Annotated in this window: 14 protein-coding genes; 8 read left to right on the forward strand and 6 right to left on the reverse strand. The window is 74.5% G+C overall.

The window, feature by feature from the left end; translation table 11 throughout:
* Nucleotides 1-13: 13 nt before the first annotated feature.
* From serB to ACRB68_RS17770, 4 genes are all read right to left on the reverse strand, one after another.
* Nucleotides 14-1,222 carry a phosphoserine phosphatase SerB gene (gene serB, locus ACRB68_RS17755; protein WP_194293356.1) on the reverse strand — a complete coding sequence of 403 codons (1,209 nt, stop codon included), beginning with the start codon at nt 1,220-1,222 and terminating at the stop codon, nt 14-16.
* A gap of 66 nt (nt 1,223-1,288) precedes the next feature.
* Nucleotides 1,289-2,317, reverse strand: a complete 1,029-nt coding sequence (locus ACRB68_RS17760; RefSeq protein ID WP_153533559.1) for an S-adenosylmethionine:tRNA ribosyltransferase-isomerase — start codon at nt 2,315-2,317, stop codon at nt 1,289-1,291.
* Entirely contained in the window at nt 2,314-3,696 is a 1,383-nt protein-coding gene (locus tag ACRB68_RS17765) for an MFS transporter (RefSeq protein ID WP_153533561.1), read from the reverse strand. The genes ACRB68_RS17760 and ACRB68_RS17765 overlap by 4 nt, the downstream gene beginning before the upstream one ends.
* Nucleotides 3,693-4,376 carry an SDR family NAD(P)-dependent oxidoreductase gene (locus ACRB68_RS17770; protein ID WP_153533563.1) on the reverse strand — a complete coding sequence of 228 codons (684 nt, stop codon included), beginning with the start codon at nt 4,374-4,376 and terminating at the stop codon, nt 3,693-3,695. The genes ACRB68_RS17765 and ACRB68_RS17770 overlap by 4 nt, the downstream gene beginning before the upstream one ends.
* Before the next feature lie 257 nt (nt 4,377-4,633).
* Between ACRB68_RS17770 and ACRB68_RS17775 the strand changes: the two genes are divergently transcribed.
* The 5 genes from ACRB68_RS17775 (at nt 4,634) to ACRB68_RS42495 (ending at nt 8,860) form a co-directional block, all read left to right on the forward strand.
* Entirely contained in the window at nt 4,634-5,782 is a 1,149-nt protein-coding gene (locus ACRB68_RS17775) for a GAF domain-containing sensor histidine kinase (RefSeq protein WP_153533565.1), read from the forward strand.
* Nucleotides 5,779-6,435: a response regulator transcription factor gene (locus tag ACRB68_RS17780; protein ID WP_328594355.1), complete on the forward strand. Its 657-nt coding sequence runs from the start codon at nt 5,779-5,781 to the stop codon at nt 6,433-6,435. The genes ACRB68_RS17775 and ACRB68_RS17780 overlap by 4 nt, the downstream gene beginning before the upstream one ends.
* Before the next feature lie 39 nt (nt 6,436-6,474).
* Nucleotides 6,475-7,260, forward strand: coding sequence for a PP2C family protein-serine/threonine phosphatase (locus ACRB68_RS17785; RefSeq protein ID WP_153533567.1), 786 nt, complete (start codon nt 6,475-6,477; stop codon nt 7,258-7,260).
* A gap of 377 nt (nt 7,261-7,637) precedes the next feature.
* The gene (locus ACRB68_RS17790; protein WP_153533568.1) at nt 7,638-8,078 is read left to right on the forward strand and encodes a DUF2752 domain-containing protein; all 441 of its coding nucleotides are present in this window, start codon (nt 7,638-7,640) and stop codon (nt 8,076-8,078) included.
* Between the two features lie 89 nt (nt 8,079-8,167).
* Nucleotides 8,168-8,860 carry an RDD family protein gene (locus ACRB68_RS42495; protein WP_207709719.1) on the forward strand — a complete coding sequence of 231 codons (693 nt, stop codon included), beginning with the start codon at nt 8,168-8,170 and terminating at the stop codon, nt 8,858-8,860.
* 73 nt (nt 8,861-8,933) lie between these two features.
* Here the strand turns inward: ACRB68_RS42495 and ACRB68_RS17800 are convergent, their stop codons facing one another.
* Nucleotides 8,934-9,686: a hypothetical protein gene (locus ACRB68_RS17800; protein WP_153533570.1), complete on the reverse strand. Its 753-nt coding sequence runs from the start codon at nt 9,684-9,686 to the stop codon at nt 8,934-8,936.
* 186 nt (nt 9,687-9,872) lie between these two features.
* Between ACRB68_RS17800 and ACRB68_RS17805 the strand changes: the two genes are divergently transcribed.
* The 3 genes from ACRB68_RS17805 (at nt 9,873) to ACRB68_RS17815 (ending at nt 11,850) form a co-directional block, all read left to right on the forward strand.
* Entirely contained in the window at nt 9,873-10,661 is a 789-nt protein-coding gene (locus tag ACRB68_RS17805) for an ABC transporter ATP-binding protein (RefSeq protein ID WP_153533572.1), read from the forward strand.
* An 83-nt stretch (nt 10,662-10,744) separates the two neighbouring features.
* Nucleotides 10,745-11,512 (forward strand): sulfite exporter TauE/SafE family protein, encoded by a 768-nt coding sequence (locus tag ACRB68_RS17810; RefSeq protein ID WP_153533574.1) that lies wholly within the window; start codon nt 10,745-10,747, stop codon nt 11,510-11,512.
* A gap of 89 nt (nt 11,513-11,601) precedes the next feature.
* A complete protein-coding gene (locus tag ACRB68_RS17815) occupies nt 11,602-11,850 on the forward strand; it encodes a hypothetical protein (RefSeq protein ID WP_153533576.1) in 249 nt (82 codons plus the stop codon).
* Between the two features lie 36 nt (nt 11,851-11,886).
* On the opposite strand, the gene ACRB68_RS17820 is transcribed toward ACRB68_RS17815, so the two are convergent.
* Nucleotides 11,887-12,807 (reverse strand): Rieske (2Fe-2S) protein, encoded by a 921-nt coding sequence (locus tag ACRB68_RS17820; protein ID WP_153533578.1) that lies wholly within the window; start codon nt 12,805-12,807, stop codon nt 11,887-11,889.
* Nucleotides 12,808-12,864 lie beyond the last annotated feature (57 nt).

Here is a 12,864-nt window from a genome sequence, read left to right on the forward strand (position 1 = left end):
GTGATCACCGGTGTTACCGGTGAACCTCCTGGTCGGCGGCGTCGGCCGCCTCGATCTCCTCGCGGGAGATGCCGAGCAGGAACAAGATCGTGTCCAGGTAGGGCACGTTCACCGCGGTGTCGGCGGCCTGCCGGACGACCGGCTTGGCGTTGTAGGCGATGCCGAGCCCGGCGGCCTGCAGCATGTCCAGGTCGTTGGCGCCGTCGCCGATCGCGACGGTCTGGCTGACCGGGACGCCGGCCTCGCGGGCGAACCGGGCGAGCGCGCTGGCCTTGCCGGCGCGGTCGATGACCGGGCCGACGACCCGGCCGGTGAGCCGGCCGTTCTCGATCTCCAGGGTGTTGGCGGCCGAGTAGTCGATGCCGAGGTCGGCCACCAGCGCGTCGGTGACCTGGGTGAAGCCGCCGCTGACGATGGCGAACTTGTAGTCCAGGCGCTTGAGGGTGCGCACCATGGTGCGGGCGCCGGCGGCCAGCTCGACCCGGTCGCGCACCACCTCGATCGCGGCGGCGTCCAGGCCGGCCAGCAGCGCGACGCGCTCGCGCAGCGACCCCTCGAAGTCCAGCTCGCCGCGCATCGCGGCCTCGGTGACCTTGGCGACCTCGGGCAGGCAGCCGGCCTGCTCGGCGAGCAGCTCGATGACCTCGCCCTGGATGAGGGTGGAGTCGACGTCCATCACGATGAGGCGCTTGGCGCGCCGGTGCAGGCCGCCGTGCTGGACGGCCACGTCGACCTGCTGCTGGGCGGCCTCCTGGGCGAGCGCGGCGCGCAGCGCGTCGGGGTCGGCGCCCGAGACGTCCATCTCGATGCAGGTGACGGGGTAGTGCGCGAGCCGCTCGATGCGGTCGATGTTGGCCCCGCCGGCCGCGATGCTGCCGGCGATGCCGGCCATCGCGGCGGGCTTCAGCGGCGCGCCGAGCACGGTCACGTGCAGCCGGCCGCGGCGGCGCGGCAGCGTCTTGTCGCGGCCGGTGGACAGCTCGATCTCCATGTCCAGGTCGGCCGCGACGCGCTCGGCGGCGGCCCAGACCTGCCCGACGTCGGAGCTGTCGGTGTAGGCGATCAGGACGCCGAGGACCAGCCGGCCCCGGATCACGACCTGTTCGACGTCGGCGACGGTGACGGGGAAACCGGCGAGCGTACCGAAGAGCCGGGAGGTGACCCCGGGGCGGTCGCGACCGGTGAGCGTGATGAGCAGCGTGCGCTGCGGCGGGCCGTCCATAGCTGTTTCCACGGTACCGGCCGGAACGCGGCCTGCGCGCGTGACGTCCACCATGCGGACCGCTTATCAGGGAAGGAGCAGATTCAGGTCCCCGAATTCGTGCCAAAGGTAGCCCTCGGCGAGGGCGGCCTCGTAGGTGGCGGCGAGCAGATCGAGGCCCGCGATGGCGGTCAGCATCATCAGGTGGGACGACTTCGGCTCGTGCAGGCCCGTCAGCAGGCCGTCCACCACGCGGACGCCGTCCTCGGGGGTGACGACGTGCTCGGTCCAGCCGCTCCCCGCGCGGACGCGGCCGTCTGCGGCAGCGACCGTCTCCAGAGCCCGCACGACGGTGGTGCCGACCGCGATGACGCGTCCGCTGCGCGCGCGCACGTGCTCGACGAGATCGGCCGTCACGGCGGGCACCTCATAGCGTTCGGCGTAGGGCGGTTCGTGCGCCTCGGGGGACGCCACGCCCGTATGCAGGGTGAGCGGCGCGATGAGGACGCCGCCTGAGACCAGCCGCGTCACCAGTTCCGGGGTGAAGGGGCGTGCGGCGCTCGGCATCTCGGCGCCGCCGGTGCCGCGGTCGTAGGCGAACGCGGTCTGGTAGGCGGCGGCGGGCCAGTCGCGCGGCACGTACCCGTACCGGATCGGGACGCCGTGGCGCCGCAGGTAGGGGACGACGTCGGTGCTCAGCCGGGCCCGCCAGAGCCGCTCGGTGTGCCGGGCCACCAGGGTGAGGGTGGCGCCGCCCGGCAGCGGGATCCACTCGCCTTCGCTGCCGCCCGCGTAGGGGAGGCTGGACTTGCCGGCGCGGCGCCGCAGCTCGACCAGCCACAGGTTCTCCTCCTCCCCGCCGGGGACGGGCGTCGAGAAGTGCACGGCGATCTTGTCGAGGCGGACGGCGGCGGGCAGCGTCGCCGAGGTGTTCACCACCAGCAGGTCGCTGGGCCGCAGCAGGGCCGGCAGCTCGCGGAACTCGTGGTGCGCCACCGTCCCGGCGGCGCGGTACCCGGCCAGCAGGCGGACGCCGTCGCGGGCGCGGCCGCGCGCCTCGGGCGGCTCGTGGGCCTCCAGGCCCGGCGGCAGGACGAAGTCGAGCGTCCCGGTCATCGCGCGGCCTCGATCCGGAGCGCGGCCACGACGCCGAGCACGGCGATCGCGGCGAAGGCGAGCCCGGCGGCGGCGAGGCCGGTGCCGAGCCGGTCCGTGCCGACCCCGGCGATGACGGCGCCCGCGGCGCCGACGACCAGGGACGACCCGAGGGTGTCGGCGATCTGCAGGGCGGCGGAGTTGGCGCCCTGCTCGCTCTCGGCGGAGCCGTCCAGGAGCAGCACCGACAGGCTGCTGATCGCGAAGCCCATGCCGGCGCCGCCGAGGATCCAGGCGGGCGCGGCGGCCCAGCCGGAGAACTGCAGCGCGACCGTCACGCCGACGATGCCGGCGGCGACGAGCACCGCGCCGAGCCGGGCGAAGAACGCCTGCGAGCGGTGCCGGGAGCGGCCCTGGATCTGCGAGGCGGCCGACCAGCCGAGCGCGCCGAGGGTGAGCGTCACGCCCGCCTGGGCCGGGCTGAAGTGGTGCATGGTGGTGAGGGTGAGCGGGATGAACACGTCGGTGCCGAAGAACGCGCCCGACAGCAGGCCGCGCACCAGCACGACGCTCGGCAGGCCGCGCCGCATCCGCAGCGTGCCGGCGGGCAGCAGGCGCGGCAGGCCGAAGACCAGGCCGGCCAGGCCCGCGGCGGCGACCGGGAGCAGCGCCCAGGTCCGGTGCTCCAGCCCGTACAGGAGCGTGCCCGCGCCTGCGGCGACCGCGACGGCCGCCAGGTAGCGGGCACGGCCCGCGGGCGCGGCGTCCTGCTCGGCGGGGCGGAGCGCGCGCAGCGCCGGGACCAGCATCATCGTGGCGGGCACCACGAGGGGGATCAGGCCGAGGAACACCCAGCGCCAGCCGAGGTGCTGGGCGACCAGGCCGCCGACCGCCGGGCCGATCAGCGACGGCAGCACCCACGCCGCCGACAGCGCCGCGAACACCCGGGGCCGCAGCGAGTCGGGGTAGGAGCGCGCGATCACCACGTAGACGGCGACGAGCGCGACGCCGGTGCCGAGGCCCTGCAGGGCGCGGCCGCCCACGAACGCCCACATCGTCGGGGCGGCGCCCGCGACGGCCAGGCCCGCGACGAACACCGCCAGGCCGGTCAGCAGCGGCCGGGCGGGGCCGTCCCGGTCGACCCAGCCGCCGCCGAGGACGGTGGTCAGCAGGCTCGCGATCAGCGTGGCGCTGAAGCCCCAGGCGTACAGGGACAGGCCGTTCAGGTCGCGGGCGAGCACCGGCATCACGGTGCCGACCGACATGGCCTCGAAGGCCAGCAGGGTGACCACCAGCACGATGCCGGCCGTCGCGGTGCGGTACCGGGCGCTCAGCAGGCTCTCGGCGCGCTCGGGGGTTCGGGGTTCCAGGGCGTCCTCGGGTTCCAGGGCGGTGGTCATCGCGAGCCTGCCAGATCCGCGGCGCGGTAGCGGCCGCTCGGAAGATGGCCGTTGACAAGGCGGACGAGCGCGGCGGCGGACTCCTCGGGCGGCGGGGCCGCGTCGGCGTCCTCACCGGAGGCGCGCAGCATCTCGGTGCGCATCTCGCCCGGGTCGACCCACCAGACGGCCACCTGGGGCTCCTCGGCGGCCAGCACGTTGGACACCTGGTCCAGCGCCGCCTTGGTCGCGCCGTAACCGCCCCAGCCCTCGTAGTCCTCCACGGCGGCGTCGGAGGTGATGTTCAGGACCGCGCCGGAGCGCGCGCGGAGCGTGGGCAGGAACGCCTGGACCAGGGCGAGCGGCGCCAGCACGTTGGTGGCGAAAGCGGCCGACAGGTCGTCGAGAGGCTGGTCGGCCAGGTGCGGCAGGGGGGTGGTGCCGAGCGTCGCGGCGTTGTTGACGAGCAGGTCCAGGCCGCCCGCCGAGTCCACGGCGCGGACGAGTTCGGCACGGTGCGCGGCGTCGGTGACGTCCCCGGCGACGACGGTCGCGCCGGGCAGGTCCGCTGCGGCGGCGGCGAGGGCGTCCGCGTCGCGCGCGTTGATGATGAGCCGCCAGCCGTCCTTGGCGAGCGCGTGGGCCAGGGCACGGCCGAGCCCTCGTGAGGCTCCGGTGATGAGTGCCGTCTTCTGCGTCATGCCCCAACAGTAGGAAGGCGGGCCGACATCGCGGATCGGCCGGTCAGGGCCGGTTCCGTCGATCTTTGGTCCTAGGCCCTCCGGCGGGATGGGACGGCCGGGTGACAGGCCGTGGCCCCGCCGTCGCCCGCGCGGGGGAGCAGACCGGGCCGAGGCGAGTACCGCGGACTGATTCGTCACCGGGCGCGCAGCGAGTACGGTCTTCACATGGAGGCGCCGAAGGCGCACGGCGGCGGGGGAAGGCTGGTCGGACCGGCATGGAGACGGGACGCGGGAGCTGCGGGGAGCCGGGGGCGACCCTGCGCGCGGTCAGCTCCGCCGTCCTCGCGGTCACCAGCCACCTGTCGGTGCACGAGGTGCTCCAGGTGATCGTCCGTGCCGCCGGGCAGCTGCTGGACGCCCGCTACGCCGCGCTCGGCGTGCCCGACGACGAGGGCTCGTTCGCCGAGTTCGTCGTCGAGGGCGTCAGCGAGGCCGAGTGGGCGGCGATCGGGCCGCTGCCGCGCCAGCACGGCATGCTCGCCGCGATGCTGCGCACCGGCGAGCCGCTGCGCCTGGCCGACATCCGCCGCGAGCCGGGGTTCGAGGGCTGGCCGGCCGCGCACCCGGTCCTGAAGGACTTCCTCGGGGTGCCGATCCGCGACGGCAAGGACGTCCTCGGCATCTTGTTCCTGGCCAACCGGCGCACCGGCCGCGGGTTCACCGCCGACGACCAGGAGCTGCTCACCCTGTTCGCCGCGCACGCCGCGATCGCGATGACCAACGCGCGGCTGTACGAGCACAACCGCGAGCTGACCGTCGTCGCCGAGCGCAACCGGCTCGCCCGCGAGCTGCACGACGCGGTCGCGCAGAAGCTGTTCTCGCTGCGGCTCACCGCGCAGGCCGCCGCCGCGCTCGCCGAGCGCGACCCGGCCCGCACCGTCGCCGAGCTGGAGCAGGTCGAGCGGCTGGCCGCCGAGGCGCTGGCCGAGCTGCGCGCGGTCATCTTCGAGCTGCGCCCCGCCGACCTGGCCGACGGGCTGGCGCACTCGCTGCGCAAGCACGTGGAGGTGCTGGACCGCGCGCACGAGGCGCGGGTGCGCTTCGCCGGGGACCCGGCGCTGACCCTCGGCGACGAGCAGGAGACGGTGCTCTACCGGATCGCCCAGGAGGCCCTGTACAACGCGCTGCGGCACGCCGGGGCGCGCACGGTCGAGGTCGGCCTGCGCGCGTCCGCCGCCGCCGCGGTGCTGGAGGTCGTCGACGACGGGACCGGCTTCGACGCGGCCGGCGGCGACGCCGCCGACCGGACGGGCGGGCTCGGGCTCGCCTCGATGCGCGACCGGGCGCGCTCGATCGGCGGCACACTGTCCATCGACAGCGCGTCCGGCACGGGGACGGCGATCCGGGTGGAGGTGCCGCTGTGAGCGCGACCGCCGCGATCCGGGTGCTGATCGCCGACGACCATCCGGTGGTCCGGCAGGGGCTGCGCACCTTCCTCGGCATCCAGGACGACATCGAGGTCGTCGGCGAGGCCGCGGACGGCGTGTCGGCGGTGACGCTGGCCGAATCGCTGAAGCCCGATATCGTGCTGCTGGACCTCAAGATGCCGGGCGCCGACGGACTGGCCGCGCTGACGGAGCTGCGGGCACGCGGGGTCCCGGCACGGGTGCTCGTCCTGACCAGCGTCACCGAACGCGGGCACGTGCTGCCGGCTGTACAGGCGGGGGCGGCGGGGTATCTCTACAAGGACGTCGACCCGAAAGCGCTCGTGCAGGCGATCAGAGCGGTCCACGATGGGCATGTCCTGTTCGCGCCCGACGCGGCCGAGGCCGTGCTGCGGTCCGGGCCGGGCGGGAAGGACGACGACGACCGCGGCGTGGCCGCGCTGACCGAACGGGAACGGGAGGTGCTCGTGCAGATCGCACGGGGCAGGTCCAACCGGGAGATCGCGCGTGCGCTCACGGTCTCCGAGAAGACGGTCAAGACTCACGTCAGTAATCTGCTCATGAAACTGGGAGTGCAGGATCGGACGCAGGCCGCGCTCTACGCCGTACGGCACGGGCTGGCCGGCGACTGACCCCATCACTCCTCTGACAGGATCGTCATCGAAATTGGTATGAACGTAGCAATCAGGTACGCAGCAGGCAGTGACATCGGGTGCAACCGGGAGAACAACGAGGACTCCGGCTACGCCGGGGCCCGGTTGATCGCGGTCGCCGACGGCATGGGCGGCTATGCGGGCGGCGAGGTGGCCAGTTCCACCGTGATCGGATCGCTGCGCTCGCTGGATACCGCGACGCCCAATGACGATCTTGTCGAGAGCCTCGGCCGGGCGGTCGCCGAGGCCAACGAGAAGCTCCGCATCGTGCGCGAGGAGCGCCCCGACCTCAGCCGGATGGGCACCACCCTGACGGCGATGCTGTGGTCGGGCCGGTCGGTCGCGCTCGCCCATATCGGCGACTCGCGCGGCTATCTGCTGCGCGACGGCGAGCTGTACCAGATCACCCAGGACCACACGATGGACGAGCTGCTGAAGGAGGAGGCCAAGCAGGCCGGCGGGCACGCCGACCCGGCCGAGACCTCGCGGCTGTCGCACGTGCTGTACCGGGTGCTGGACGGCCGCGACGACCGCGAACCGGACCTGCGGCTGCGCGAGGCCCGGCTCGGCGACCGCTACCTGCTCTGCTCCGACGGGCTGAGCGGCCCGGTCGACGCGCAGACGATCTACGAGGTGCTGTCGGCCGAGGCCGACCCGCGCCGCGCCGTCGCCCGGCTCATCCAGATCGCCCGTGACAACGGCGGCCCGGACAACATCACCGGCGTCATCGCCGACGTCGTCGAGGCCGACCACCTCACCGAGCCCGAGCAGGCCATCACGGTCGGAGCGGCGGCACAGGCCTAGCCGCACCGGTCCGCCCGCACCGGCCCGCCCGCACCGCCGCACCGGTCCGGCCGCGGTGGCGTGCGGGACCGCCGGTCTCACCGCCGCGGCCCGCGCCGGGCCGCGTGTGGAGTGCGTCACGGCAGGGCCTCAGGGCCGGGTGTGGTGTGCCGTTCAACCGCCGGACCGCAGGCCGTCATCGGGGAGTGGACCCCCGTTGACGGCGTTTTGACCTACTCTTGCCCCTGTGACAGCGTCGGCCGCGTACCGAACGCTCGTCCAACGAAGGTAACGGTCGCATCCCGGATGACGGCTGCCACTTGACCAGCTTCGGGGCAAACCCGATATATGGGTCAATCGGACTGATGTCATCGAGGCGGAGGAACACGTTGGGGGGAATGTCCGGGGCGACGGCCACCGGCGCACCGCACGGTGCGCCCGGCGGCCCGGTCAACCGGTCCCTCGGCGTCGCGCGGCGCGGCCCTGCGGGCGTGCTGCTGCGTGTCGCCGCCATGGCCGCCGCGGCGGCCTGCGCGGCGCTGGTCCACCGCGTCAACGACCCCGGCGTGCTCTGCCCCCTGAGGGCGATCACCGGAGTCCCCTGCCCCCTCTGCGGGGGCACCACCGTGTTCATCGAGCTGGGTTCGGGCCATCCGGTCCGGGCCGTGCTCGCGAACCCGGTGGCCCTGGCGGGCGCGCTCGGCATCGCCGTGGCGCCGCTCGGGGCGGGAGGCCGGTGGTGGGCACTCCAGCCGAGGACCCGTGCCTGGATCCTCGGCACCGCCCTCGTCGGGTCGGAGCTGTGGCAGCTCGCCAGGCTCGGGCTGCTGCGAGTTTGAGACGGCCGGAGATTTCCGGCCGTGCTCGCGGATCCCGCCGAGTCCGGTGGGCGTCACATAACCACAGGGTCAATCAATAAGGAGCAAGTGTGGGTAACCCCTACGACCCGTACGGGCAGCAGCCCGGCTACGGGCAGCAGCCCCCCGCGCAGCCCGGGTACGGGCAGCCGCCCGCGCAGCCCGGCTACGGCCAGCCCCCGGCGCAGCCGGGCTACGGGCAGCCGGCCGCCCAGCCGGGTTACGGCCAGCCCCCGGCGCAGCCGGGCTACGGGCAGCCGGCCGCCCAGCCGGGTTACGGCCAGCCCCCGGCGCAGCCGGGCTACCAGGAGGTCCACCACCACCACTACGGCGGCTCGAGCCCCCAGCTGGCCGAGTGGGGTTCGCGGGTCGGCGGCTACATCATCGACGCCCTGATCTTCGCCGGGCCGCTCTTCGTGCTGTACATCCTGTCCCTGGTGCTGGCCGGCTCGGGCAGCAGCGGCGCGGCGGTGCTCGGCGCCCTGCTGATGCTGGTCGGCGCCATCGGCTCCTTCGCCGGCAGCCTCTGGCTGTGCTACCAGGAGGGCACCACCGGCCAGACGATCGGCAAGCGGCAGATGGGCATCCGCCTGGTCTCCGCGCAGACCGGCCAGCCGATCGGCTTCGGCATGGCGTTCGTGCGCAAGCTCGCGCACGTCGCCGACAGCTTCCTGTGCTACATCGGCTTCCTCTGGCCGCTGTGGGACGAGCGCAAGCAGACCTTCGCCGACAAGATCTGCAACACCCTCGTCGTCCGCGCCTGAGCGAACGCGAAACGGCAGGCGGGGCGTCCCTTCGGGGGCGCCCCGCCTTCGTGCTCCCCTGGGCGGGCGCTCCCTAGGGCACCGGGTCGAACGCGCTGTTGCAGGCGGCGGTGAGCGCGCGCCGCACCGCCGAGTCCAGCAGCCGCAGCGCCTGCTCGCGGCGGACCATCTGGTCGCCGCTGAGGCCGCGCGCCTGCATCCGCCGGGCCAGGCCGACCACCAGCGACAGCCGCCCGGCGAGCGCGGCGACGCGGTGCGCGCGCTGCGGGTAGCCGGGGGCGAGGGGGTGGCCGCCGGGGTCGCGCAGGCCGGCCAGCGCGTCGGCGATCTCGGGCGGGACGCCGGCGACGTCGTCGACGGCCAGCAGCGCCTCGGTGGCGTCGCGCATGGCGAGCGTCAGCGCCCGGTCGGCGTCGGCCAGCGACGGCACGTCCGGCGGGGCGGTGCCGGCGTCCCGGGCGTCCCAGCGCACCCCGACGTAGGACGAGCCGCGCCGGTCCTCGGCCGGGACCAGCCCGAGCGCGCGGCCGGGCAGCACCGCGACGACGGCCGCGCCCGCCTCGATCGCGGCCCGGTTCAGCTCGGGCGGGCCGGTGAGCCCGAGCGGGTCGCCGGGCGCGGGCAGCGCGAGGCGCAGCGCGTGCAGGCCCGCGACGCGCAGCTCGCCGAGGCCGCGGCGCAGCGGCACCTCGGCCCCGCCCGGCGGCACCAGGGTCTGCGGCCCGGCGGACCGCTCCATCGCGTCGACGGCCTCGTCCGGCCCGACGTGCCCGGTCAGCCAGGCGTTGCCCCAGGCGACCAGCGCGATCGCCGCTTCGTTGCTCATCCCGCCCTCCACCGACGTGCCATGGGCATGCGAACCACCATAAGCGCTCTGGGCGGTGCCGCCGGTCGATAGCCTGGCGGGAGGGGAAACGGGTGCCGCGGCGGATCGCAGGACCGTTCCCGATCGCATAGGTTCTCTCCTGAGAACCTGATCACTGGGCACCCGGACGGGAGACTAGGGCGCACGATGGCCGGCGATGTACTGGACCTCCGCGGAGTCGGGGTCAGGCGTGATGGCGCGACCCTGCTGCACGACGTCACATGGGCGGTGGACGAGGGCGATCGCTGGGTGATCGCCGGCCCGAACGGGGCGGGCAAGACGACCCTGCTCCAGGTGGCGGCGGCGCTGCTGTACCCGACCGAGGGCGCGGTGCGCGTCCTCGGCGAGGAGCTCGGCCGCACCGACGTGTTCGAGCTGCGGCCGCGCATCGGCATCGCCAGCGCCGCGGTCGCCGAGCGGGTGCCGGCCGGCGAGACCGTGCTGGACCTGGTGCTGACCGCCTCGTACGCGATCCTCGGCCGGTGGCGGGAGGAGTACGACTCCACCGACCTGGCCCGCGCGGCCGGGCTGCTGGAGGCGCTCGGCTGCGGCGACCTGATCGGCCGCCGCTTCGACACGCTGTCGGAGGGCGAGCGCAAGCGGGTGCAGATCGCGCGCGCCCTGATGCCCGACCCCGAGCTGCTGCTGCTGGACGAGCCGGCCGCGGGCCTGGACCTCGGCGCCCGCGAGGACCTGGTGAACCGGCTCGGCCGGCTCGCCGACGACCCCGCCGCGCCGACCATGGTGATGGTCACCCACCACGTCGAGGAGGTGCCGCCCGGGGTCACCCACGCGCTGCTGCTGCGCAAGGGCGGCATCGTCGCGCAGGGCAAGGTCGACGAGGTCTTCACCGAGGAGCACCTGAGCGCCTGCTTCGGCGTCCCGCTCGGCGTGGACCGCCAGAACGGCCGCTGGTACGCCCGCACGGCCCGCTGAGCGGCCCCGGGTGCGGCCCGGGGTCCCGGGGTGCCTAGCATCGTGACACCTGAACGAACTTCACGATCTGGGGCAGGCCGGACTTGGACATGCTGGACGCGGCCGCGATCTTCGCGGCCGGCATCGCCGCGGGCGGCATCAACACCGTGGTGGGCTCCGGCTCGCTGATCACCTTCCCGACCCTGGTGGCGCTCGGCTTCCCGCCGGTGGTGGCGAACGTGTCCAACAACATCGGCCTCGTGCCGGGGGCGGTCACCGGCGCCTACGGCTACCGGGCCGAGCTGAAGGGGCAGCGCGAGCGGCTGCTGCGGCTCGGCAGCGCGTCCCTGCTCGGCGCGCTGACCGGCGCGGTGCTGCTGCTCGGGCTGCCGGCCAAGGCGTTCCAGGTCATCGTGCCGGTGCTGATCGTCGTCGCGCTGCTGCTGGTGGTGTTCCAGCGGCGGGTGCAGGCGTGGATGCTGGCCCGCCGGGAGAAGAGCGTCCCGCACGGCGGCCCGGGACTGTGGATCGGGGTGCTGCTCGCCGGCATGTACGGCGGCTACTTCGGCGCCGCGCAGGGCATCGTGCTGATCGGCCTGCTCGGCAGCGCGCTCCCCGACGACCTGCAGCGCGTCAACGCGGCCAAGAACGTGCTGTCGGCGATCGTGAACGGCTCGGCGGCGGTGCTGTTCATGGGCGCGGCGCTGTTCGGCCTGGTGGAGATCGACTGGACGGCGGTGCTGCTGATCGCGGTGGGCTCCACCCTCGGCGGGCTGCTCGGCGCGAAGGTGGGGCGCCGCATCCCGCCGCAGGTGCTGCGCGGCGTCATCGTCGCGGTGGGCCTCGTCGCGCTGTGGAAGTTCCTGGCCTGACCTGGCTTTTCATGATTCGGATGGGCCCCGGGCGGGTATAATTCGAATATACGTTCGAGTGCGTCGGGCGACGCGGAGGGGCGTGACCGATGAAGGGCGACAGGGTCGAGATCATGATCGACGCGGGCGGCGAGGGCACCCGCACCTACGAGGTGGTCGCCACCCGGGCGGGCCGCCGGGTGGAGGTCGCCAACCGGCGCGGGGTGGTGGAGGTCAGCGAGGTCACCCGCACCGGCGGCCCGGTGCGCACCGCCCGCTTCATGGCGAGCCGGGTGCTGGCGCTGGTGGAGTACCCGATGGCCGACGTGCACCCCGACGAGATGGACCGGGGCGACTGAGCCGCGCCCCGGCCCCCCGCGCCCCGGCCCCCGGGGTCAGGTGATCGGCCGGACCTGCAGCATGCCGTTGTCCAGCACGCGGCTCTCGAACGCGGGCTGGCGGGCGGTCGCGGGCCCGTGCACCACCGAGCCGTCGTCGACGCGGAACGTGCTGCCGTGCCACGGGCACACCACGCACGGGTCGCCCTCGTCGTCGGTGACGATGCGGCCCTGGTGCAGCGGCCCGGCGAGGTGGCTGCACCGGTCGGCCAGCACGTGCACCTCGTCGCCGACGCGCAGCACGAACAGGGTGATGTAGCCGAGCCGGCGCTGCACCGGCCAGCCGTCGGGCAGCTCGGCGGCCTCGCACAGGTCGTGCCAGCCGAGCGGGACCAGGTGCGAGACCTGGTCGGCGTGGCTGGCGCCGGCGGCCTGCCGGAAGGCCAGGTGCCCGCCGAGGAAGCCGCCCGCCATCAGCGCGGTGAGGCCGGTCAGGCCGAGGGCCCGGCCGGCCCGGTCGCGGCCCTGGAGGCGGGCGACCAGCGAGGCGGCGTAGAGCAGGGTCGCGGTGGCGGTGCCCGCCGCGTGCACCAGGCCGACGCGCTGCTGCTCGCGGTGCAGCTCGGACCAGTCGGCCAGGCCGGTGAGCGCGGTCGGCACCGCGCCCGCCAGGCCCGCCGCGATCAGCGCCTGGGACGCGCGGGCGGTCCCGGGCAGCAGGTCCAGCGCGGTGGCCGAGATCCAGCAGCCCATCGGCAGGTCGGTGAGCGGCGGGTGCGCGGGATGCCCGAACGGCACCCCGTGCAGCGCGTCCTTGACGGGTCCCTTCGGCAGGGCCCGCCGCACCGCGCCCTGGAGCGCGCCGATCACGCGGTCCAGGTTGCCGGTGTGCTCCAGGCCCTCGGCCATGTCGACCAGCCGGGTCGGGCCCGGTGGTGCGGGGACGCGCCGGAAGATCTTGCTCGCCCGTCGGTTCATGTCCCTCCTCGGGTGCGTGCGTCCGGTCGTGCTGCACATCTGCGCATCGGGACGCCC

This window comes from Actinomadura macrotermitis (genome assembly GCF_009604375.1).
Taxonomy (GTDB): Bacteria; Actinomycetota; Actinomycetes; order Streptosporangiales; family Streptosporangiaceae; genus Spirillospora; species Spirillospora macrotermitis.

Excerpts from the sequence above, each read along its gene's own strand:
- ACRB68_RS17760 (WP_153533559.1), bottom strand. The coding sequence starts at position 2,317 with ATGACCGGGACGCTCGACTTCGTCCTGCCGCCGGGCCTGGAGGCCCAC.
- ACRB68_RS17815 (WP_153533576.1), top strand. The coding sequence starts at position 11,602 with ATGAAGGGCGACAGGGTCGAGATCATGATCGACGCGGGCGGCGAGGGC.
- ACRB68_RS17770 (WP_153533563.1), bottom strand. The coding sequence starts at position 4,376 with ATGACGCAGAAGACGGCACTCATCACCGGAGCCTCACGAGGGCTCGGC.
- serB (WP_194293356.1), bottom strand. The coding sequence starts at position 1,222 with ATGGACGGCCCGCCGCAGCGCACGCTGCTCATCACGCTCACCGGTCGC.
- ACRB68_RS17790 (WP_153533568.1), top strand. The coding sequence starts at position 7,638 with ATGTCCGGGGCGACGGCCACCGGCGCACCGCACGGTGCGCCCGGCGGC.
- ACRB68_RS17765 (WP_153533561.1), bottom strand. The coding sequence starts at position 3,696 with ATGACCACCGCCCTGGAACCCGAGGACGCCCTGGAACCCCGAACCCCC.
- ACRB68_RS17785 (WP_153533567.1), top strand. The coding sequence starts at position 6,475 with ATGAACGTAGCAATCAGGTACGCAGCAGGCAGTGACATCGGGTGCAAC.
- ACRB68_RS17805 (WP_153533572.1), top strand. The coding sequence starts at position 9,873 with ATGGCCGGCGATGTACTGGACCTCCGCGGAGTCGGGGTCAGGCGTGAT.
- ACRB68_RS17820 (WP_153533578.1), bottom strand. The coding sequence starts at position 12,807 with ATGAACCGACGGGCGAGCAAGATCTTCCGGCGCGTCCCCGCACCACCG.
- ACRB68_RS17800 (WP_153533570.1), bottom strand. The coding sequence starts at position 9,686 with ATGAGCAACGAAGCGGCGATCGCGCTGGTCGCCTGGGGCAACGCCTGG.
- ACRB68_RS17775 (WP_153533565.1), top strand. The coding sequence starts at position 4,634 with ATGGAGACGGGACGCGGGAGCTGCGGGGAGCCGGGGGCGACCCTGCGC.